This window comes from Altericroceibacterium spongiae (genome assembly GCF_003610805.1).
Taxonomy (GTDB): domain Bacteria; phylum Pseudomonadota; class Alphaproteobacteria; order Sphingomonadales; family Sphingomonadaceae; genus Altericroceibacterium; species Altericroceibacterium spongiae.
Window position 1 is genome coordinate 1 of sequence record NZ_RAPF01000013.1, and the last position, 22093, is coordinate 22093.

Annotated in this window: 19 protein-coding genes; 13 read left to right on the forward strand and 6 right to left on the reverse strand. The window is 59.0% G+C overall.

The window, feature by feature from the left end; all coding sequences use genetic code 11:
• Positions 1 to 214 precede the first annotated feature (214 nt).
• The 4 genes from D6851_RS15960 (at position 215) to D6851_RS15975 (ending at position 4366) form a co-directional block, all read left to right on the forward strand.
• A complete protein-coding gene (locus tag D6851_RS15960) occupies positions 215 to 2251 on the forward strand; it encodes a glycoside hydrolase family 3 protein (RefSeq protein ID WP_238474162.1) in 2037 nt (678 codons plus the stop codon).
• 30 nt (positions 2252 to 2281) lie between these two features.
• Positions 2282 to 3589: a sugar MFS transporter gene (locus D6851_RS15965; RefSeq protein WP_120325909.1), complete on the forward strand. Its 1308-nt coding sequence runs from the start codon at positions 2282 to 2284 to the stop codon at positions 3587 to 3589.
• Between the two features lie 89 nt (positions 3590 to 3678).
• Positions 3679 to 4044, forward strand: a complete 366-nt coding sequence (locus tag D6851_RS15970; RefSeq protein ID WP_120325910.1) for a TetR/AcrR family transcriptional regulator — start codon at positions 3679 to 3681, stop codon at positions 4042 to 4044.
• A complete protein-coding gene (locus tag D6851_RS15975; protein WP_147395507.1) occupies positions 3965 to 4366 on the forward strand; it encodes a hypothetical protein in 402 nt (133 codons plus the stop codon). Before D6851_RS15970 ends, D6851_RS15975 begins: the two co-directional genes overlap by 80 nt.
• On the opposite strand, the gene D6851_RS15980 is transcribed toward D6851_RS15975, so the two are convergent.
• Positions 4296 to 5168, reverse strand: coding sequence for a helix-turn-helix domain-containing protein (locus tag D6851_RS15980; protein WP_183030143.1), 873 nt, complete (start codon positions 5166 to 5168; stop codon positions 4296 to 4298). The genes D6851_RS15975 and D6851_RS15980 overlap by 71 nt on opposite strands.
• Positions 5169 to 5316: 148 nt before the next feature.
• On the opposite strand from D6851_RS15980, the gene D6851_RS15985 reads away from it, so the two are divergent.
• Together D6851_RS15985 and D6851_RS15990 are read left to right on the forward strand one after the other, a co-directional pair.
• Positions 5317 to 7470 carry a TonB-dependent receptor gene (locus tag D6851_RS15985; protein ID WP_210210380.1) on the forward strand — a complete coding sequence of 718 codons (2154 nt, stop codon included), beginning with the start codon at positions 5317 to 5319 and terminating at the stop codon, positions 7468 to 7470.
• Entirely contained in the window at positions 7467 to 8309 is an 843-nt protein-coding gene (locus D6851_RS15990) for a class I SAM-dependent methyltransferase (protein WP_120325914.1), read from the forward strand. Before D6851_RS15985 ends, D6851_RS15990 begins: the two co-directional genes overlap by 4 nt.
• 131 nt (positions 8310 to 8440) lie before the next feature.
• On the opposite strand, the gene D6851_RS15995 is transcribed toward D6851_RS15990, so the two are convergent.
• Both D6851_RS15995 and D6851_RS16000 read right to left on the reverse strand, forming a co-directional pair.
• Entirely contained in the window at positions 8441 to 9043 is a 603-nt protein-coding gene (locus D6851_RS15995) for a mobile mystery protein B (protein WP_120325915.1), read from the reverse strand.
• Positions 9040 to 9360, reverse strand: coding sequence for a helix-turn-helix domain-containing protein (locus tag D6851_RS16000; RefSeq protein WP_120325916.1), 321 nt, complete (start codon positions 9358 to 9360; stop codon positions 9040 to 9042). The genes D6851_RS15995 and D6851_RS16000 overlap by 4 nt, the downstream gene beginning before the upstream one ends.
• A gap of 24 nt (positions 9361 to 9384) precedes the next feature.
• On the opposite strand from D6851_RS16000, the gene D6851_RS16005 reads away from it, so the two are divergent.
• From D6851_RS16005 to D6851_RS17835, 3 genes are all read left to right on the forward strand, one after another.
• Positions 9385 to 9723: a glycoside hydrolase family 3 N-terminal domain-containing protein gene (locus D6851_RS16005; RefSeq protein ID WP_120325917.1), complete on the forward strand. Its 339-nt coding sequence runs from the start codon at positions 9385 to 9387 to the stop codon at positions 9721 to 9723.
• Positions 9687 to 9878: a hypothetical protein gene (locus D6851_RS17600; RefSeq protein ID WP_147395508.1), complete on the forward strand. Its 192-nt coding sequence runs from the start codon at positions 9687 to 9689 to the stop codon at positions 9876 to 9878. Before D6851_RS16005 ends, D6851_RS17600 begins: the two co-directional genes overlap by 37 nt.
• A 71-nt stretch (positions 9879 to 9949) precedes the next feature.
• Positions 9950 to 10096, forward strand: coding sequence for a hypothetical protein (locus D6851_RS17835; protein WP_183030144.1), 147 nt, complete (start codon positions 9950 to 9952; stop codon positions 10094 to 10096).
• A 316-nt stretch (positions 10097 to 10412) separates the two neighbouring features.
• Here the strand turns inward: D6851_RS17835 and D6851_RS16010 are convergent, their stop codons facing one another.
• Positions 10413 to 12215: an arylsulfatase gene (locus D6851_RS16010; protein WP_120325918.1), complete on the reverse strand. Its 1803-nt coding sequence runs from the start codon at positions 12213 to 12215 to the stop codon at positions 10413 to 10415.
• A 470-nt stretch (positions 12216 to 12685) separates the two neighbouring features.
• Here D6851_RS16010 and D6851_RS16015 point away from each other — a divergent pair, with 470 nt between their 5' ends.
• The 4 genes from D6851_RS16015 (at position 12686) to D6851_RS16030 (ending at position 18017) form a co-directional block, all read left to right on the forward strand.
• Positions 12686 to 13996, forward strand: coding sequence for a sugar MFS transporter (locus tag D6851_RS16015; RefSeq protein WP_183030145.1), 1311 nt, complete (start codon positions 12686 to 12688; stop codon positions 13994 to 13996).
• Positions 13997 to 14012: 16 nt separating this feature from the next.
• The gene (locus D6851_RS16020) at positions 14013 to 14873 is read left to right on the forward strand and encodes an SMP-30/gluconolactonase/LRE family protein (RefSeq protein WP_120325919.1); all 861 of its coding nucleotides are present in this window, start codon (positions 14013 to 14015) and stop codon (positions 14871 to 14873) included.
• Positions 14874 to 15012: 139 nt separating this feature from the next.
• Positions 15013 to 16206, forward strand: coding sequence for an aldose epimerase family protein (locus D6851_RS16025; RefSeq protein ID WP_238474163.1), 1194 nt, complete (start codon positions 15013 to 15015; stop codon positions 16204 to 16206).
• A gap of 2 nt (positions 16207 to 16208) precedes the next feature.
• Complete coding sequence (locus tag D6851_RS16030) at positions 16209 to 18017, forward strand: IlvD/Edd family dehydratase (RefSeq protein ID WP_120325920.1); 1809 nt, start codon at positions 16209 to 16211, stop codon at positions 18015 to 18017.
• Between the two features lie 132 nt (positions 18018 to 18149).
• Here the strand turns inward: D6851_RS16030 and D6851_RS16035 are convergent, their stop codons facing one another.
• A complete protein-coding gene (locus D6851_RS16035) occupies positions 18150 to 20531 on the reverse strand; it encodes a glycoside hydrolase family 127 protein (RefSeq protein ID WP_238474164.1) in 2382 nt (793 codons plus the stop codon).
• Positions 20528 to 22075, reverse strand: a complete 1548-nt coding sequence (locus tag D6851_RS16040; protein ID WP_120325922.1) for an alpha-N-arabinofuranosidase — start codon at positions 22073 to 22075, stop codon at positions 20528 to 20530. Before D6851_RS16040 ends, D6851_RS16035 begins: the two co-directional genes overlap by 4 nt.
• Positions 22076 to 22093: the final 18 nt, after the last annotated feature.

Genomic DNA, 22093 nt, shown 5'->3' on the forward strand with positions numbered 1-22093 from the left:
TTCTGCCGCTTCCGCTGACCGCAAAGCTCTCAATCTGCCGCCGGATAACCGCTTCGCCTAGGCGTTCACTGATTGCCTTGTCTGGCGTACCTTCCACGCTATGCCCTCCAGAGGCAGCCGACAGGGCGGGTCTTTTACATTCTTGTTGAAATGGCCCCTTAACATGGACTAAGACTATTTTATAGCGCTAAAAAGAAATGGGAGTGGTGCTGAAATGGGGTTGAAACGCTGGGCATTCTGGCGGCTGTTGCCGGTTTTACCGCTTGCGGCGCTGACTGCCGGATGCGTCTCGGCCAGGGCGGACATAGCGGGCGATATGCCGGTGGCGCAAATGCGGCCATCTGCCACCAACCCGCCCGAACTGGGCAGCCGCAGCAAGCCGATCCTCAGTGCGCAGGGCATCCGCTTTCGCGATCTCGACGGCAACGGCACGCTCACGCCCTATGAAGACTGGCGGCTGAGTCCGGCCGAACGGGCGCAGGATCTGGTCGCGCGGATGACGCTGGAAGAAAAGGTCGGCACGCTGCTCCATGCCTCGCTGCGCGGGGCGGGCAGCAGCTTCGATCTGTCCACCGACCGCTACGATCTGCCGCTCGCCAGGCAGATGATCCGCGAAAATCACGTCACCAGTTTCATTACCCGTCTGGTAGCCGATCCGGCGCAATTCGCCGAACAGAACAATGCCATTCAGGAAGCGGCCGAAGCCACCCGTTTCGGCATTCCGGTGACGATCAGCTCCGATCCGCGCAACCATTTCCAGTTTGTGCCCGGCGCTTCCAATGTCGGTGGCGGCTTTTCGCAATGGCCCGAAACGCTGGGCTTTGCGGCGCTGGGCGATCCGCAGATCGTCCATGAATTCGCCGATATTGCGCGGCAGGAATATCGTGCGGTCGGCATTCATATGACGCTTTCTCCGCAGGCCGATCTGGCCAGCGAGCCGCGCTGGCCGCGCCAGACCGGCACTTTCGGCACCGATCCGGCCCAAATCAGCGAATTGGTGGCGGCTTATGTGAGCGGCTTTCAGGGTAGCGATCACGGCACTACGGCCGATGGGGTGCTCACGGTGGTCAAGCACTGGGTCGGCTATGGCGCGCAGCCCGAAGGGCTCGATGCGCATAATTATTACGGCCGTTTCGCGGTTCTGCCCGGCCAGACCATTGCACCGCATATGGCCGCCTTTCGCGATGCTTTCCGCGTGCAGGTCGCCGGGGTGATGCCCGCCTATCCGGTGCTGCGCGAAGTGACGCTGGAGGGCAGGAAGCTGGAGGAAGTCGCCCCTGCTTTCAATGCGCAGCTTCTGCGCGATGAATTGCGCGACACATGGCATTTTCAGGGTATCGTCCTGTCGGACTGGCTGGTGACGCGCGATTGCAATGCGCTGTGCCGCGCGCCCGACAAGGATCATCCGCAGGAACTGAGCGATGTGGCGACATCCTGGGGTGTCACCGGTCTCAGCGAAGAGGAACGCTTCGCCAAGGGGCTCAATGCCGGGGTGGATCAGTTCGGCGGGATCGAAGACCCGCAGCCTTTGCTCAAAGCGGTGCATGACGGGCTGGTGAGCGAAGCGCGGATCGATCATTCGGTCGAAAGGCTGCTGGTCAGCAAATTCGAACTCGGCCTGTTCGATAATCCCTACACCGATCCTGCAGCGGCGGCGCAACTGCTCGGCAATCCGGCCACGGCGCAGCGGGCCGAACAGGTGCAGGCTGCCGCACAGGTCCTGTTGCAGAATCGCGCTGCGATGCTGCCCATGGCCGGGCTGGCGGGAAAGAAGGTCTGGCTTTCGGGCATGGGTGAAGCAGCGGCGCAGGCCGCGGGCCTGACCATTGTGGACGATCCCGCCGCCGCCGATTTCGCGATTATCCGCAGCGGCGCGCCGCATGAATTGCTGCACCCTTATCATTTCTTCGGCAGTCGTCAGCATGAAGGGCGGCTCGATTTCCGCCCCGGCGATGAAGCTTATGACGCTCTGGTGAAAGCCAAGGCAGCAGGCCTGCCGACCGTGTTCGCGATCTTCCTCGACCGACCGGCCATTCTGGGCAATGTGCTCGACAAGGCCGATGCGGTGCTGGGCAATTTCGGCGCCAGCGATGCAGCCGTGCTCGATGCGATCACCGGCCGCACCCATGCGCGCGGCCATCTGCCTTTCGAACTGCCTTCCTCCATGGCGGCGGTCGAGGCGCAGAATCCGGCTGTCGTCAATGACAGCAAAGACCCGCTCTTCCCGGTCGGTGCCGGGCTGGATTACTGATAGAACGATTTTTGGGACTGGAAATATATCATGGCACTCGCTCCCGACGGATCGGCCTCCGGCCCGCCGCTGAAAGACCCTGAAACCGGTGAAAGCGGGCATATCGATGCGCCGGGTCTGCAAGGCTTCGTCTTCGCATTGTTTTTCATCTTCGGCGGGATCACCTCGCTCAACGATGTGATTATTCCCAAGCTGAAGGAATTGTTCGACCTCAGCTATTTTCAGGCCATGCTGGTGCAATCGGCCTTTTTCGCGGCCTATCTGATTATCTCGATTCCCGGCGCGCTGCTGGTGAAGCGGATCGGCTATATGCGCGGTGCGGTGGTCGGGCTGCTGGCCATGCTGGCAGGCTGTCTGCTGTTTATCCCCGCTTCGCAGACCGCGATTTATGGCTTGTTTCTTTTCGCGCTCTTCGTGCTGGCGAGCGGGGTGACGGTCATTCAGGTGGTCGCCAATCCGCTGATCTCGCTGCTCGGTCCGGCCCGCACCGCGCCGAGCCGGCTCACCTTCGCGCAAGGGTTCAATGCCCTGGGGACCACGCTGTTTCCCTATTTCGGCTCGATCATCATTCTGGGCAGCCTCGCCACGGTGAGCGCTGCCGAGCTGAGCGGCCCGGCGCTCGATGCCTATCGCGCACAGGAAAGCCGCGCCATCGTCCACGCCTATATCGGCCTTGCCGTGGCGCTGGCGATCGTTGCCGCGGTGGTCTGGCGCTTCCGCAACCATCTGAAAGGCGAAGCGCATGAGGCGAGCAGCGGGCTGGGCGGATTCGATCTCCTCAAACGCCCGCGTTTCGGCTTCGGAACGGGCGCGATCTTTCTGTATGTCGGCGCCGAAGTGGCGATCGGCTCGCTGATCGTCAGCTATCTGATGCAGGAAAGCGTTCTGGGTCTGGCCGAACAGCAGGCGGGCAAGCTTATTCCGTTTTACTGGGGCGGGGCGCTGATCGGGCGCTTTATCGGCTCGCTCATTTTGCGCTTCCTGTCGCCGGGCAAGGTGCTGAGCGTGGTCGCCTGCGGGGCGATCACATTGCTGCTGCTCGCGGCCAATATGGAAGGCGCGCTCGCCGGATACAGCCTGCTCGCCATCGGCCTGATGAATGCGATCATGTTCCCGACGATTTTCTCGCTCGCTTCCGAAGGGCTCGGCCCGCGGGCCGCGGACGGGTCGGGCGTGATCTGCATGGCAATTGTCGGCGGCGCGGTCATTCCGCCGCTGACCGGCGGTCTGGCCGATGCGGCAGGTTCGCTGGCGCTGGCGCTGACCCTGCCCGCATTGTGCTATGTCATGATTGCTCTGTTCGGCCTCTTCGCCCTGAAACCCGTGAAGCCGCTATAGTATATAATGCCGGTGCCGCATCGCTGAACGGGGCGGCACCGGGCGGTTCATCCGCGTCAGTTCGGTGCGGCTTCGCTTATCATATTTTGATGGCTTCAGTTGCCAAACGTCCGACTCAGGCGCGCGCCGCGAAAACGCGCGCACGTATTTTGAAAGTCGCTCTGAAAATATTCGTCGAATGCGGCTTCGAAGGGGCAAATATTCGGCAAATCGCCGCTGCGGCGGATTCCACCCATTCGATGATAACTGACCATTTCGGCGGTAAGGAGGAATTGTGGAAGCAGGCTGTGGCACAGATGTTCGCAACCGCCCGGGAAGAGCTGAAACCGCTGCCCGGTGACATGGATCTTCCTCCGCGAGAGGCCTTTCGCCGCCATGTGCGGCGCTATATCCGGTATTGCGCGCGCCATCCCGAACACCGCCTGGTCGTTCATCGTCTTTCAGACCATTACTGAAAACCGCATTCTGACCCTCGCCATCATGGGCTATGAGGCGATCTACCTGCTGCTTCAGGCACTACTGGTTCTGGTGATAGGGGCAGGCGGCCCCTTGCTGCTCGGCGCGAACGGCAATTTCGCGGTCTTGGTGGCGGTGCTGCTGATCTATTCGCTCGCCATTCACGCATGGCTGTTTCGCGGAGGCCGGATCGGCAAGCGGCGGACTGACGTTGCCCTTCGATGGGCCTCTCTGGTCCGCTTGTCGCCCGTCATCGTGCGCTTGTGCCGAGACACCGATCTTCTTGCGCTCTTTTCCAAAGCGATGGTGAAACGCCGGTGACCCGCTTAAAGGCAGACGAGAACTTACCCGGATTGGCATAACCTGACATTGTCGCAACCTGTGTCACCGAGTGTCCAGATCGAAGCAACGCTCCGGCACGCTCCATCCGGCGCTGTGTCAGCCAGGCATAGGGAGCCAGTCCTGTGCGGGCGCGTAGGGCTCGCGTGAATCCACTGCTGTCCATGCCTGCAATCCGGGCGAGTTGCGCGACAGACAGATCGTAGGCGAGACGATCTTCAACATATGCAAGCACATGCTCGTAACGCATGTCGGACAAGGGGTGGACCTTGCGGCGGTTAGGTCGAACGCCGCGCAACTCCGACAGGCGGCGAAGGATCAATAGCCTGCCTTCATCGAAAAAAGCTGTCGAAACGCCATGGACTGCGGCTTCATGATGCAAAGCGGTGATGACCGATACCAGAAGACCGTCATCCTGAAATGCACCGGCAAGTGTCGTTATATGACCCAGGTCCAGCCCGGTTTCACTTTCTCCGCGCCCAGGCAGCATGGCAAGCCCGATCATCGACGTCTTCCCTGCCTTAGCAATCCCCCGCGCCTTCGGCGAGCTGACCGCGAGCGTGCCCGGGCGCCAGACCCCTTCCAGCCTTGCGCCATCGATGTGCTGAACAAGCCTGCTGGACGGACCCATGGCAAGAGCGATCCGCAAGAACGGGCCGTTGTGAACTTCGCCTTCAAAAGGTGGATAAGCGGCAGCGATGAGCATCGCAGTGCCATCACCATTGGCGTGAACCTGCCCGTCGTTCGCTACATGTCGCTCGATCCGGGTGCGATCGGCGACCATGCATCGATTAATTCCTGAATCGGAGAAGTCTGTCCCGGGTTGGAGTGGTGCGGTCATGATATCTTGTTACATGACGTGATAATCGTTCTCAATAATATTCTGGGGCCAAATGCGTTCTTTCTACCTTTATCCTGTCTCGCTTGCGGCTTTGTCGGTCGCCTTTGCGCAGCCTGTCCATGCTCAAGACCAGGAGCGTGCTGAACAAGCCGAGGAGCAACCGGCGCAGATCATCGTCACCGGCACGAGGAGAGACACTCGTCTGCAAGATGCTGATGTATCGGTGACGGTGATCAATCGGGAAATGCTCGATCAGGCGCGCATCCGCGACGTGCGCCAGCTCGATGCCGTGGTTCCCAATGTCCAGTTCAACGAGAGCGGACAGCTCGGCAGTACGTTCATCTCGATCCGGGGCATCGAGTCCAACCCGTTCATTGTCAACCGCGCTGCTGTCTACATTGATGGCATTCCTTTTCGCGAACTGTCCAATGCGGTGCTCAACCAGGTGGAATCCGTTGAGGTGCTAAGGGGACCGCAAGCAACACTCTATGGTGCCAACAGCGAGTCCGGCCTGATCGTCATTAACACCCGCGCACCGACCGATTATCTGGTTTCCGAGGTCCGCGCGACCGGTACGACCTTCGGCGGAGGCGCGAACGGCGTCATCGACGGCTTTGTCGGCGGACCGCTGGCGGGCGATAACTTGTCCGGCTCGATTGCGTTCAAAGTCTCGCGGGGTGACAGTTTCCTGCGCAACATCCAGCCCGGCCAGCCCGAAGGTAGGATCGACGAGACGTTCGTTCAGGGGCGTCTCAGATGGACCCCGACCGATCGGCTGACCCTCAACGCCACGACCTATATTCTCTCTACCCGGGCCCCAGGCGTATTCGACCAGGAATATCTTCCGCTGGATGTCGATCTCTATAACCGGACCTATGCGGACCTCTATAACGGCGGGCGTGATGCCGATCGCTTCACCTACATCAATGACGCGCCAAAGCGCACCAATGAGGATGAAGCGGTGTTTGGCGTCAGTGCTCGCTACGAGCTGGACTACGGCACTGTCGATGCCGCAGCGTCGTACCGGCGGTTGAAGACTGACGCCAAGGGGCTCGACTTCGATTTCACCGCGCTACCGACCGCAGCGGGACAGGACTACAAGGACAAGGATTTCTGGAATTTCGAACTGCGTTTCGCCTCGCCCGCGGACAAGCCGTTCAATTACATTCTGGGCGTTACCCATTACCGCCAGGAAGACGAGCGTTTTCAAACCACCTTTGTCGGGTCGGGAACGCTCGATTCCTATGCGCCGTCGCCGCGTCAATACGCGCAGGCGCGGGACTGGGGTGCTTTCGTTTCGACAAGCTGGTCTCCCGTCCAGTTACCCGATCTCACGCTCAGCGCCGGCCTTCGCTATGACCATGCTCATCGCGCGGCGCAGCAGAGTGCCGGTCAGATCGACCTTGGCGGAGGGACGCTGTTCATCTATCGCGATGCGGCGCTGTCGGGCGATTTCGATGCCGTGCTTCCGCGCTTTTCGATCCACTACAAAACCTCGCCCCAACTCTCCTTCTACGCGAATGCGGCCAAAGGCTATATTCCCGGCGGATTCAACCTGACCGCTGCGCAGGCGGACCTCACCGACGACGTATTGCGCTACAGCTCGGAAACCATGTGGAGCCGCGAGGCGGGCTTCAAATGGCAGTCGGCCGATGGGATGCTGAGCCTTGCCGGCGCGGCATTTTATATCCGGTCAAACAACTGGCAGGAGATTCAGGTCGCAACGGATGCTTCGGGCCGGATTATCTCGTCCGATTATATTGGTTCCAACGCGTCGATCGACAGCAAGGGGTTCGAGCTGGAAGCATCGGCCAGGCCGGTGCCGGGATTGACGCTGACGGCCAATTTCGGACTGTCGGACGCGCGCTATCGCGATCTCCAGGTTGATGCGACAACCAATGCACGAGGCAAGCGTGTCAAGCTCGTGCCGTCATATGATGGCTATCTTGCAGCTCGCTACCAAACGCCCGGCGGATTTTACGGGCGCGCCGAAGTGTCCTTCACCGGCAAGGAGTCGCTCGAAAGTCTGGGGCGAGCGATGCAGCCCGCGACGCAGACGGTTGGCTTGCAGGCTGGGTATGAGGGAGAGCACTGGGGTGTTCGCCTGTTCGTCGAAAATCTCACAGATGTGCGCCGCGGCACGGGCCTGGCCTTCCGGAATCTCGGCTTCGGCGATGACGGCAATTGGTATTCGCCGATCGGCCGCTCGCGGCAAGGCGGGATCGAACTCGAGTGGCAGCTATGAGCGGTAAAAGTTCCGGCAGTGCGGGGCTCTCGGGCGTGCCCGAAACTCTTCTCATCACGCTGGCCGCTCGCGTGGTTGCGTCTTCGCAGAATGCCGATCTCGGCTTTGTCGATCCGGCTGCCGAACGGATCGCGGCATCGCTGAAATTCGATCCCGGCCGGTTTTCTGATGATCACGCAAGTATGCGCGGGACGATTGTGCGCGCGCAGTGGTTCGACGGTATCGCGCGCCGATTCATTGAAGCACAGCCGGATGGCCTGGTCATCTCCATCGGTTCCGGTCTCGACACGCGGGCCAATCGAATTGCCCCGCCTGCCGGCGTTGACTGGATCGATATAGACTTCCCGGAGGTGACAGAGTTACGCGACAGGCTGGTGCCGCCGCTTGGTCGTACGCGCAACCTTGCCGCCGACGGCACCGCAGTTGCGACATGGGCGCAGACCGTTCCCTGGGATGCGGGCCGTGCCACGCTGGTGATGGCCGAGGGCGTGTCCATGTATCTGGAGCCACGGGAAGCCGCCACCTGGCTGCGAGGTCTGACAGATGCAGCATCGGCACGGCAATCGCGCATGACGCTGGCGCTCGACCTGGCTTCGCCACTGATGGTTCGCCAGTCGCACCGCCATCCCAGCGTCTCGAAAACGAAGGCGCGTTTTCAATGGGGGGTACGCCGCCCGGAGGAGGTCAATAGTCTGGCGGAAGGGCTGGTTCTTTCGGAAAGCTATGACGTCGCCGCGCATAGCGGAACCGCATCGCGCATCGCCGCTGCCATCTACCGGGCCGTCACGCGCGGCCGGCCAATATATTGCTGCGCGCGCTTTGAATATGGAACCGGATAGCTCGGCGCTTCGTGTCGCACATCTATCATCATATTGATTTAAAATATTTTATGGGAAATTTGAGGCTCGGAAATTGTTCCAGCAATCACCGTTTTCAATGGGAATTTTGCCTGACGTGAACATGGGCATCGTCATCCGTCGATTGCCCCGACGAATTTGAGCAGCGGATCATGGTCGTGCCCATCGGCCTTGCGCAGAGCAGCGATGTAGGTGTCGCGCCTTTCGTTGCCCTGCATAAGATCGTGTCCGGCCGCCCAGTCGATCGGCGGGTGATCGAAATTCTCGCGCAGATACTCGTCGGCCATGATGCGTGCGTGACAGCCATTGCCGTTGGCGAAGCAGTGGATCTGAACCAGCCGGTGATGAAACCGCGCCGCTGCTTCCAACGGTGAGTAGATCCGATGCTCCGACCAATAGCGGGCATCATCGAGCAAGTTGCGTAATTGCACTCCGATCTGGATCGGGTCGACCCCGATGTTCTTCTCCGTGAGGCGGAAGGTTCCTGCCCATGTCCACACATCGCCAAAGAGTCGGCGGTGGAGTTCGCGGACATATTCCTCGCTCAGCACGTCTCGCTTACGGCGGCTTTGCAGCCATCGCAGGCTACTTTCGATGTTGGCCTGCTCAAGCTCGTTGAGTTCCCCGCTTGTCGTGACGTGCCCGAACTTCAGCCCTTCGAGTTCGTCAGGATCAAGCGGCGTCGCGCCATCGGGCTCTTCGCCAAGGCCGGTCATTCATCTTCCCAGAAATCGGAAGGCGGATCGCGCAGCAGATCAAGCGCCATCCTTTCAACCTGATCCTCGATCTGGCCGACCGGCAAACCTTGCTTCTCTAGCGCCATATGGGTGTTGGCGCGCGACACGATCCTGCGGGCTTTCTTCCGCGCCTGCATTTGCAGCACGTCTTCAATGGAACCTTGTGCTGGCACAATGGCGTAGACGAACTTGCACGCCATCGCCTCGGCGAGTGTTTGCATCGTCTGTAGTGTGATCCGGTCTTTCTGCTCGGAGCGCTCGGCAGCGGAAATATTAGCGCGCGTGCGCCCCACCATGCGGCCGAGCCGCGCTGGCCGCGTATGAAAGCCACTTTCGGCAGCGATCCGGCCCTTACCAGCAGGCTGGGTGCGGCTTATGTTGCCGGGTTTCAGGGAAGCCGGGACGGCCTTCAGCGTGATGGTGTCATAACGGTCGTCAAACACTGGGTCGGCTATGGGACACAGCCTGAAGGCTTCGATGCGCATAATTTTTACGGGCGATTTGCGACACCGGGCGCTGCCCTGAAGCAGCATATCAAGGCATTCGGGCGGGGATCGACCAGTTCGGCGGAACCGACGATCTCGCTCCGCTCATCAAGGCCATTGCGGACAAAAAGGTTTCCATGGCCCGGATCGATCGATCCGTTCAGCGTATGCTGATTCCCAAATTCGAGCTGGGCCTGTTCGAAAATCCTTATGTCGATCCGGACAAGACCGTCTTCAGCATCCGGCAGGAAGCCGATGTGGCTCTTGCCGGGCAGACCCAGCGCGAAGCGCAGGTGCTGCTGCAAAACGCGACCATGTCTTGCCGGTAACCGCGCAAGGCGGGAAAGTCTGAATTTACGGCATCGATCCGGAAGCGGTACGCAAGGCAGGTTTGCAGGTGGTGACCGATCTCGATGCGGCCGATTTTGCGATTGTCCGCGCGGAAACGCCGTCTGAAATGCTGCATCCCGATTATTTTTTCGGCAGTCGGCAAAAGGAAGGGCGGCTCGATTTCCGTGCCGGCGATCCTGACAAATGTTCAGGATAAGGCGAGTGCCATTCCGGTGAATTTTGGTGCTGACAATTCTGCCGTTCTGGATGTTATTACCGGAAAAGCGACCGCGCGCGGGCGTTTGCCTTTCGAACTGCCGCGCTCGGACAAGGCGGTGAACAGGCAGAACCCCGCCTTGCCCGATGATGCGGCCGATCCACTATATCCCTTCGGTGGATCGTCCCTGCGAAAAGTGATGAAGAGGCATCCGCCGCGACAGAGGGTGACGCCGCCTGAGCAGTCTTTGCCGGAACTGCGTTGCGACCATGAAAGCGCAGTTCCGGCAAAGACATTTTTTTCACCGTTCTGGCGATTATTCCGGGTTCTTCTCTTCGGCAGGTGCGTGATGAACCGGCGGTTTGGCCGTATCGTCGAACATTTCGCGGTAGCGGAAGATTTTTGGGGCTTCGGCAAGAGCCGGCGTGCTGTATTTGCGCGCTTCTTCCCACCACAGCCGTTTCATTTCTTCCAGCTTTTCGGGATATGTTTCGGCCAGATCGTGCGCTTCGGCAAAGTCCGTTTCGGTATTATAGAGATGCCATTCATCATTGGCGAAATCGTCATCGCGCTTATGAATGGCGTAATCGCGCCATTTGCCCTGGGTAATCGCGCGATTGCCGCGCATCTCGAAATACTGGGTATCGCGGGCCGGGGGCGCATCGCCTGACATAAGCGTTGCCCGAATGGACTTGCCGGCGACCGGAATTTCTTTCCGGCCATCCACTTCCTCCGGAAACCGGGTTCCGGCCAGATCGACCAGAGTGGGCGCGAGATCGATCACATCGACATATTGATGGCGGATCGCGCCCGCATCCTCGATCTCTTCGGGCCAGGAGACGATCATGGGCGTGCGCACGCCCCCCAGTTGCGGCCATAATTTGTAACGTCTGAACGGTGTGACACCGGCCATCGCCCAGGGGCGCTGATATTCCGACTGGGTTTTGTTCGTGCCCAGTTCATCGATCCGGGCCAGCATTTCGGCGGGCGATAAAGTGTTGGGCCGATACATTTTCTCGAAGCTGCCTTTCTGGCCACCTTCGGATGCTGCACCATTATCGGACATAATCAGGATCACCGTATTCTCATACTGGCCGGTCGCCTTGAGATGGTGAACGATACGCCCGATCTGCTCATCGGTATGGGTTATGAAACCGGCATAGACTTCCATGAAGCGGGCATAGACTTTCTTTTCTTTTTCAGAGAGTTCACTCCATGCACGGTCACCCGGATAGCGGGGAGGAAGCGCGGTATCGGCCGGGACGATATGCATTTGCTTCATGCGCTTTAAGCGATCGATGCGCAGCCGGTCCCAGCCACGATCATATTGGCCGGCATAGGCTTCGATGTACGGGCGCGGCACCTGAATAGGGGCATGGCCTGCGCCATATGCGAGATAAACGAATTGCGGTTTGCGGGGCTGATCCGGTTTCGGAGTCAGTGCAGCAATAGCCCGGTTCGTAATGTCTTCCGAGAAGTGATAGCCCTCCCGGTCAGGTGTCGGCAGGCGTTTATTGCCTTCGATAAGATCGGGATGGTACTGATCCGTCCAGCCCAGATAGAACCCGTAAAAATCGTCAAAACCGCGCTGGAGCGGCCAGGAGGCATTATGGCCTTCCGACCCGTCTTCATCTTCGGGAGCCAGATGCCATTTCCCGAAACCATGGGTGGCATAGCCGGCGCTGTGCAGCACTTGCGGAAGCAACTGAGCATTATGCGCCAGTTCACCTCTGTCACGCGTGAGATCGTTCGGGTCCACTTTCTGCGCTGGCAGATCCGCCATTCTGACTGTTTGCGGATTCCGCCCGGTGAGCAGAGCCGCCCGTGTGGGTGTGCAAACCGCCTTGGTGTCGAAGCGGTTATAGCGCAGGCCGTCCGCCGCAATTGCATCGATGGCCGGTGTCGCTATTTCAGAGCCGAAAGAGCCAATGTCCGAATAGCCGACATCGTCGAGCACGATGACGAGGATATTCGGCGCGGTCTGCTCGGCTTGCGGATTTTCCGCGCTGGCACTCGTGGCGGCGCTCAGTCCTGCGGCGGCCAGTAAAGCATAACGCAAAGTCCCGATCCGCTTCCTGGCTTTCGCCTGTTTTTTTGCGGGTTTCCACGGGCTGGTCATCGCTTTTATCAATTATCGCTCCCCGAACAGAATGAAACGGAACGAAATTTTCACGACCGATGCCCGGATATCGGCATTTGAAAAATCCATCCTTGCGGACGGATGCTGCCCGGCACCCCAGAGATCCTTCTGTGAGAATTTCTCTTCCAATTGGACGGAGTACAGGCGCGACATGCTGAGTCAAGGAAGGGATCGGCAGATCAATGCTGCCCGGCCCCGGACCCGATGCGCCAGTTTGCCGGTCGGTTTTCTAAAGGTTTCGTCAGGTAATTTTTATGCCGAAACGAAATGACGGGCTTCTGCCTGAACACAGACTGCCGTCACGTGGTTTATGGCTCTGTTCAAAGTGTGTCTGGCCCCGTTCTGTTACGTTCTGCGCCCCGTAAATCGGGCGAAAAACGTGCTCCGCAGCTTGACCGCCTCCAAAATCGAATATACTCAGACAATAAGTTTAGGGAGAGATTAAGGCGATGTCCGACACTATTCGCCAGCCCGTTGAAGGGGCCGGCCCATCCGCCACGCAAGCGCCCGGCAAGTATCGCCGGGCCTTTGCATTGCTGGCGAGCCTGTTTTTCATGTGGGGCTTCATCACGGTCATCAATAACACGTTGCTGCCGCATCTGCGCAGCGTGTTCGACCTCAATTACACGCAGACGACGCTGATCGAATCGGTGTGGTTCATCGCCTATGCGGTGGCCTCTATGCCATCGGCCTTTCTGATCGAGCGGATCGGCTATAAAAAGGCCATTATCGTCGGGCTCGGCGTGATGGCGGCGGGGGCGCTTTGTATGGTGCCCGCAGCGCGCCTTCCTTCCTATGGGATCACACTGGCGGCCCTGTTCATCATCGCCTGCGGCATCGCCTTGCTACAGGTCGCGGCCAATCCTTATGTCGCGGTGCTCGGCCCGCCTGAAAAGTCGGAAAGCCGCCTCACACTGGTGCAGGCGTTCAATTCCATGGGCACCTTCTTTGCGCCCTATTTCGGAGGCTATCTGATCCTCAGCCGCACGGTCGGCGGAACGGTCAAAGAAGGCACGATTCTCAGCGCTGAACAACGACTTGCCGATGCGCAGGCGACGCAATTGCCCTATATTCTGGTGGCCATTGTGCTGGCCGTGATCGCGGTGGTGATCTGGCGCTCCAGCCTGCCTGCCATGGGCGATGATGCCAAGCGCGCCAATGCCGAGGAGCGCAAGAAATTGTCGCTCTGGAATCACCGCAATCTGGTGCTCGGCGTTCCGGCCATTTTCATCTATCTGATTGCTGAAATCGGCGTTGCCAATCTGTTTATCAGCTTTGTTACTTTGCCCGAAATTGCCCATATCACGGCGGCGCAGGCCTCCACCTATCTCGGCTTTCTATGGGGTGGAATGATGGTGGGCCGCTTTGCCGGCGGTGTCATCATACAGAAATTCAATCCGGCGCGGGTGCTGGCCTGTTTTGCAAGTTTCGCCTTTATCGTGATGCTGGGAGCGGCAACGCTTCACGGGCCGGTTGCGATGTGGTGTCTGGTGGCTGTGGGGCTTGGCCATTCGATCATGTTCCCGGCGATTTTTGCCCTTGCGATCAAAGGGCTGGGGCCGCTTACCGAAGAAGGCTCCGGCTTGCTGGTGACGGCGATTGCCGGTGGCGCGCTGGTGGTGGTGCAGGGCTGGCTGGCCGATATGTTCGGCCTGCAAAACAGCTTTTTCCTGACCGTGGCCTGCGAACTCTATGTTCTGTTCTACGCCTTGTGGGGCAGCAAGCCCACCAATGCGATGGCAGACGAGCGGCTCGCCTGAGCGCGGGAGGATGACTATGACGCCGCAGCTCGCCTGGGAATGTGCCTGTCTGCTCGGGGAAGGGCCGGTCTGGCTCGAGGCCGAACAGGCACTGCGTTTCGTCGATATCAAGGGCAGGGCCGTGCTGCGCTACGATCCGGCGAGCGGACGGGGCGAAAGGCTGGAAACGGGCGGGATGCCCAGCTTCATCTATCCCACCGATGGCGACGCGCTGCTATTCGGGTCGGAGCAGCAATTGAAGCTGCTTTATCCCGATGGGCATGTGGAAACGCATTGCGATATTCCCGAACCGGGTCGCAACCGCACCAATGACGGCGCGGTCGACCCCGATGGGCGTCTGTGGTTCGGCCTGTCCGACATGCCCGAAGACCATCCCGGCGGGGAATTGCGCTGCTATGACAGGGGCCGGATCACTCGCAAGCTCGACGGTGTAACCGTCCCTAACGGGCCGGCTATCTGCACCGAAGGCCGGCTGCTTTATCATGTCGATTCACCCAATCGGGCGATCTGGCGCTTCACCATTGCCGAAGACGGTTCGCTGACCGACCATCTCCTCTTCACGCAGATAGAAGAGCAGGCGGGTTATCCCGACGGGGTGGTGCTGGATGCGGAAGGCTGCCTGTGGGTGGCTTTATGGGATGGCTGGGGCGTGCGGCGTTACGGGCCGGACGGGCAATTGCTCGACCATATTCCCTTCCCCTGCGCCCGCGTGACCAAGCTTGCTTTCGGGGGGCCGGATCTGACAACGGCCTTCATCACCACTGCGCGCGGCGGCCTGAGTGAGGCTGAACTGGCCGATCAGCCGCTGGCGGGCAGTCTGTTCACATTCGAAAGCCCGGTTGCCGGGCATCATCCGCACAGGGTGAAACTGTCATAACCATAATGCACCGGCGTGACATCATAAGGACACCGCGCCGCAGCAGGCAGGAAATGAAGCGGCAAGGCCTGCTTTGGCCTTGTTTCTTGCCGCCTGATGGTCCATTTGTCTGAGTAATTGAGGCGAGGAGGAAAGAATCGTGGTCTCCAACAAAAAAATGACCGGAGTTCTGGCAATTGCAGGAATGGGTTTGTTGCAGGCCTGCAGCAGCGGTTCGGCTGACAATGCCGAAGCGGACAAAACCCCTGAAGCGCAGGAAAGTGGCGCGGAACGGCAGGTTTTCGGCACGCTCGACAATGGTACCGAGGTCGAAGAAGTGACTCTGACCAATGGCGAAGGCATGTCCGTTTCGGTCATGACGCTCGGTGCATCGCTGCATGCGATCAATGTTCCCGATGCCAAAGGCAATGTGGACGACGTTCTGCTCGGTTTCGACACGCCGCAGGAATATCTCGATAACGGAAACTTCTACGGCGCCACGGTCGGCCGCTTCGCCAATCGTATTGCCAAGGGGCAGTTTTCGCTCGATGGCAAAGCCTATCAGCTCGATGTGAATGACGGCCCCAACTCGCTGCATGGCGGTAAGGACGGCATTTTCAGCCATGTCTGGAAAATCGCCGAAGTGACCGAAGGCGACACGCCCAGCGTCACCATGACCTATCGTAGCCCGGACGGGGAAAGCGGTTATCCAGGCAATGCCGATATCACGGCAACCTATGCGCTGAGCAAGGACAATAAGCTCACCATCACCTACAAAATGACCAGCGATAAGCCGACACTCGCCAATATTTCCAGTCATGGCTATTTCAATCTGGCAGGCGTCAAAGCGCATAAAACCGCCATGGATGAAGTGCTGACGATTGATGCCAGCCATTATACGCCGGTCGATGACACGCTGATCCCCACAGGGGAGCGCGCGCCCGTTGATGGCACGGTGTTCGATTTCCGTGAAGGCAAAGTCATCGGTAAGGATGTCCGCCAGGGCGATGTGGAGCAGCTTCGCCTGACCAAGGGCTTCGATCATAATTTCGTGATCGACGGCAAGGCTGGCGACGTGCGGCGCATGGCACGGTTGGAGGATCCGGAATCGGGCCGTGTGATGGAAGTCTGGTCTTCCGCTCCGGCTCTGCAATTCTATTCCGGCAATTTCATTGCCGCCGATTTTGTTGGCAAGAACAATGTATTATACCGGCAGGGCGATGCAGTGGCGCTGGAGCCGCAGCTTTTCCCCGATGCACCGAACCATCCCGATTTCCCCAGTGCCCGGCTCGATCCGGGTCAGGAATATCGCAACACGATCCAGCTGAAATTCTCGACTGACACAGGCAAATAATGATGGCCGACGATCTTTCTTCTTCTACACCGCGCAAATTGCGGTCCCGTGCATGGTTCGACGATCCGAGCCATGCCGATATGACGGCGCTCTATCTTGAGCGTTACATGAATTTCGGCCTGTCGCTTGAAGAGCTGCAGTCGGGCAAGCCGATCATCGGGATCGCCCAGACCGGCAGCGATCTGTCCCCCTGCAACCGGCATCATCTGGTGCTGGCCGAGAGGATTCGCGAGGGTATTCGCGAAGCTGGCGGGATTGTGCTGGAATTTCCGGTGCATCCGATTCAGGAAACCGGCAAGCGGCCGACAGCGGGGCTGGACCGGAACCTGTCTTACATGGGTCTGGTGGAGTTGCTGTTCGGCTATCCGCTCGATGGTGTGGTGCTGACCACGGGTTGCGACAAGACAACCCCGGCCTGCCTGATGGCGGCTGCAACGGTGAATATTCCGGCCATCGCTCTGTCGGTCGGTCCGATGCTCAACGGCTATTTCAAGGGTCAGCGCACCGGGTCGGGTACGATTGTCTGGCATGCGCGCGAATTGCTGGCCGAAGGCGAGATCGACTATAAGGAATTCATCAAGATGGTGTCGTCCTCGGCACCTTCGACCGGCTATTGCAACACGATGGGCACGGCCACCACGATGAATTCGCTGACCGAGGCGCTCGGCATGTCTCTGCCCGGTCAGGCAGCCATTCCTGCGCCCTATCGTGACCGGCAGGAAGCCGCTTATCTGACCGGCAAGCAGATTGTCGAAATGGTCGCAGCGGACCGTAAACCGTCGGATATTCTGACGCGTGAAGCCTTCATCAACGCCATTCGGGTGAACTCCGCCATCGGCGGTTCCACCAACGCACCGATCCATCTCAATGCGCTCGCCCGCCATATGGGTGTCGAACTGACGATTGATGACTGGCAGACCTATGGCCGCGAAATTCCGTTGCTGGTCAATCTTCAGCCGGCCGGTGAATATCTTGGCGAAGATTATTATCGTGCAGGCGGTGTGCCCGCGATTGTTGCCGAACTGATGAAGCAGGGCCTCATCCATGAGGATGCGCTGACCGCAAACGGGCAGACCATGGGCGATAATTGCCGCGAAGCCGAAATCGAAAATGACAAGGTGATCCGCCCCTTCGAACAGGCGCTTACACCCTCTGCCGGTTTCAGCGTGCTGCGTGGTAATCTGTTCAACAGCGCCATTATGAAATTGTCTGTTATCTCGAAGGAATTTCGCGAACGTTATCTGTCCAATCCCGACGATCCCGAGGCATTTGAAGGCCCGGTTATCGTGTTTGACGGGCCGGAAGAATACCATGCCAAGATCGACGATCCCGATCTTGGCGTAACCGAGAAGACTTTGCTTATCATGCGCGGGGCTGGCCCTAACGGCTATCCGGGGGCAGCAGAGGTGGTGAATATGCGCCCCTCGGCAGAATTGTTGAAAAAGGGTATTCACGCACTGCCCTGTATCGGTGACGGTCGTCAGTCGGGGACATCGGGTAGCCCGTCTATCCTCAATGCGTCGCCGGAAGCCGCTTCCGGAGGAAATCTGGCCATCTTGCAAACCGGTGATGTGGTGCGGGTCGATTTACGCAAGGGCACCGTCAATATGCTGGTATCCGATGAGGAAATCGCCCGGCGCCGCAAGGAACTGGATGAGAAGGGTGGTTATCCTTTCCCGGCCAGCCAGACACCATGGCAGGAATTGCAGCGTTCTGTGATGGGAGAACTCGAAAGCGGCGCTGTGATGGAACCGGCCGTGAAATATCAGCGCATTGCCCAGACGATCGGGGTGCCGCGGCACAACCACTGATCGTCATGAGAGGCATAGCAAAAAAGGGCTCTTCCTCGCGGGGAAGGGCCCTTTTTTGTTGACCGGTCTGGCGGTTCTTCTCTTGCAAAAGGCGGTTTGGGAGAAGCCAAGGCAGCAGCTCCTCCCGCCCCGTCAGGGCTGCTGGCCCACTCGCTTGTTCTGCGCATCCAGCATCCGCACTTCATAGACAGGCGCGTCGGTTCCCTGTGTTTCGAAGCGAACGCGGACCATATCCTTTCCGCGTGTCAGGTTTTCGGGAATGGGATAATCCACCGCTACGAATTCTTTCCTGGCCGGGCCGGGTCTGCGTTCTTCGGCGATTTTTTGGCCATCGATTGCAATGGTGAAGTTCTTCTCGATCTCCTCACCCCAATAAAGGGCGCGCAGAACCATCGGGCCCTCGCGCACTGCCATGTCGAATTCCAGATAATTACCCATACCCCACCAGGCCTGCCGGCCCGAACGGCCTTCCCAGGCAAGAAGATCGGCATTGTTGGTGGCGAAATGGTGATCCGTTTCAGGCTGCTGTTCCCCGAGGCGGATATCATCCACGGTTCGCGCCGCCAGTTCGGCCCTGGCCTGTTGCGTGGCGATGAGAGCGGCTTCCTCTTTCGCCCAGCGTGCTTTGGTAAAGCTCGGGAAATAGACAGCGCTGCGATTATCATATCCCTGATAGAAGGGCGCGAGATTAAGCGTTGCACCGCCTGCCGCTGCCATGTGGAAATGATGAAACGACTGACCCGCGTTTAGCGTGCCGAGCGGATTGTCCGTCACCAGCGCCGGAGGCAGGCCCTCATAAGGTTGCGAAGCAGGGCCCAGATTGGCGGCAAGCACCAGCGGACCATTCAGGAAAGCGACCATGTTCGGATCGTCCGGCGTGGTCTCCATAGTCAGCTGCATCGGCAAGCTCAGCTCGATACGGTCCCCGGCCTGCCATTCGCGATGGAGCAGGGCATAGCCGTTTTCTAACACCAGTTCCTGATCCTCACCATTGACGGACAGGGACGGATTTTCGCTCCAGCCCGGAATCCGCAGAGCGATGGTACTGGTGCCGCGCGGCGCCTTGCGCAAAGTGAGTGCAATATCCTGTTCCTGCGGAAAACCGGTTTCCAGATTGAGCGCGATGTTGCGATCGTCCCAGTCCAGTTTCGAGGGAATATAGAGATTGACCAGCAGCTTCTCGCCGTCGTGCCAGTAGATGGAATCACCATGTTTGGAATGGCTTTCCATGCCCGATCCGACACAGCACCAGAAACTGTCTTCGGGGGTCGACCAGGTGCGTCGTGAGCCCGATCCCAGCGGCATGAAATAGGCAAACATCCCGCTTTCGGGATGCTGGTGGGCCAGAATATGGTTGAGATGCACCTTTTCATAAAAGTCGAACAAGGCGGCATCGGGCTGCCAGCCATAAAGATGGCGCGCCAGTTTCAGCATATTGTAGCTGTTGCAGGCTTCGCAGGTACGATCGGTTATAAAGGGCGAAATCACATCGGGCGGACCGAAATGTTCACGATCCGAATTGCCCCCGATCACATAGGAATGGTGATCGACAACCGTGTTGAAGAAGAAGCTGGCTGCCGTTTGATGATCCGCACGCCCGGTCAGTTCATAGAGACGCGCGAGACCGATAATTTTGGGGATCTGCGTATTGGCATGCAGGCCGGGCAGATTGTCTTCCTGCCGGGCCAGCGGGTCCAGAATGCGATTATCGTGGATCTTCTCGGCTATGGCCAGCCAGCGTTTATCGCCGGTCAGTTCATAGGTGAGAGCATAGCTGTCATTGAGCCCGCCATATTCGGCGATTAGCAGCTTTTGTATCTGCTCGTCATCAAGGCCTTCGACGATGGTTCCAAGATAGTCGGCGACACCCAGCATCACCGGTTTGGCATCCGCCAGCCCGGCCACATGCCATGCGTCGATCAGCCCGGCATGAACCTTGTGATAGGTATAGAGCGGCACCCATCCGCCATTGACGTCGAAACCGCCAGTGTGAATCTCGCCCCGCCGGACTTCTTCGAAAACGATCTTGCCGTCCACTTCCTCGCCATCGCGTTCGACGGTGGTGCCGCCGGCATAGCCATCGCCATGCGCTGCCTGAATGCGGGCGAGTTCGGAAATGGTGTAACGCAGCTTTTCGCGAAGCCGGGCATCCCCTGTCTGCGCGAAAGCCAGCGAGCAGGCGCTCATATAATGGCCCAGGGAATGCCCTGCGATTCCGCGGGCTTCCCACCCGCCATATACTTCCCCTTTGGGTTCGAACCCGGCGCTTTTGTGAAAATTATGCAGGAAACGGTCAGGCTCAAGCGACAGCAGATAGTCGCGATTGCGCTCCACCGCATTCAGGAAAGGGGAAGGGGCAAGGCGGACCGTGCGAAGCGGTGCGGAGACCGCCTGCACACGGGACCGATCCATTACCTCGCTTGCCCAGCTCAGGCTGGCCTCGCCCGCCCAGCAGGCGGCAAGACCCACCGCACTGGACGAAGCGAGGAAGTGTCGTCTGGAAAAGCCACTCACCGGATGGCCACCACGACTACCGACTTGGCCGGAAGATCGAACGTCAGTGTGCCGTCGCGACCGGGGCGGGCGCTATAGGTGGCCGGTTTGATCGTATCGGGTGCATCGAATGTATTATGCGTGTCGAGTTTCGGTCCGGTCAGGATATGGCCGGTAGCGGCCCCTTTCAGATCGGTTGCGACACGGGCAGCCCGTTCCGGATCGAGATTGACGAGTGAGAGATAAAGCTGTCCGTCTTCACCGCGGGCGACCGAAGCATCGACGACCGGCAAAGTCTTGCCGCCTTCCGAGAATTCGGGGGTGTCGATAGTCGCCGGATAAGGCGTTGCCCCCTGAAACGGCTTATACATGTCAAAGACATGATAGGTAGGCGTAAGCAGCATCTTGTCGCCATCGGTCAGGATCATGGCCTGCAGCACATTGACCATCTGAGCGATTGCCGCGAGCTTTACACGATCGGTATGACGGTGGAAGATGTTGAGTGTCAGCGCCGCCACTTCCGCATCGCGTAAGGTGTTCTGCTGATAGAGAAAGCCGGGCGTCGAGCCGGGTTCCTGATCGTACCAGGTGCCCCATTCATCGACGAACAGACCCACGCGTTTGTCAGGATCGTATTGATCCATGATTGCGCTGTGTTTGGTAATCAGTTCGTCCATATGCAGCGCATTGGAGAGGGTGCTGACCCATTCCTTGCGACCGCCGCCGGTAGCCGAACCCTTGTGGTCCCAGTCGCCCACGAAAGTGTAATAATGGAGGCTGATCGCATCCATCTGGTTCACCGCTTCGCGCATCAGCACTTCGGTGAAATTATAATCGTCGACATTGGCGCCTGTGGCGACCTTGACGACGGTTTCACCCGGTTGCGGTTTAACGAAAGTGGCATAACGGCGGTGCAGATCGGCCGAATATTCCGGACGCATATTGCCGCCGCAACCCCAGCTTTCATTGCCAACACCGAAATATTTGACCTTCCAGGGCTTGTCGCGCCCGTTGGCCTGCCGTTCCTTCACAAGAGTGGTCGGTTTCGAGCCGGTCATATATTCGAGCCACTGCGCCATTTCGCGCGGTGAGCCGGAGCCCATATTGCCGGCAACATAATTTTCAGCGCCGACCATTTCGGAGAAATTGAGAAATTCATGCGTACCGAAACGGTTATCGTCGATTACGCCGCCCCAATGGGTGTTAATTCGTTTCGGCCGTTCACTGCGCGGGCCGATACCGTCACGCCAGTCATATTCATCGGCGAAACAGCCACCCGGCCAGCGGATGACCGGAATGTCGAGTTCTTTCAAGGCGGCAAGGACATCGTTGCGATAGCCATTGGTATTGGGAATGGGCGAATCTTCACCCACCCAGATACCTTCATAGATGCCGCGGCCGAGATGTTCGGCGAACTGCCCCTGAATTTCCGGTTCGATCCGTGCGCCGGGCGTATCGAGATCGACCGAGACAGATGCGTTTACCCTATCTGCTGCCAGAGCAGGTGAAGCACCGAGCCCGATTGTCGCGCTCAACGACAAAAGGGCTGATTTCCAAATTTTCATTATCTCTCCCCTAAATTA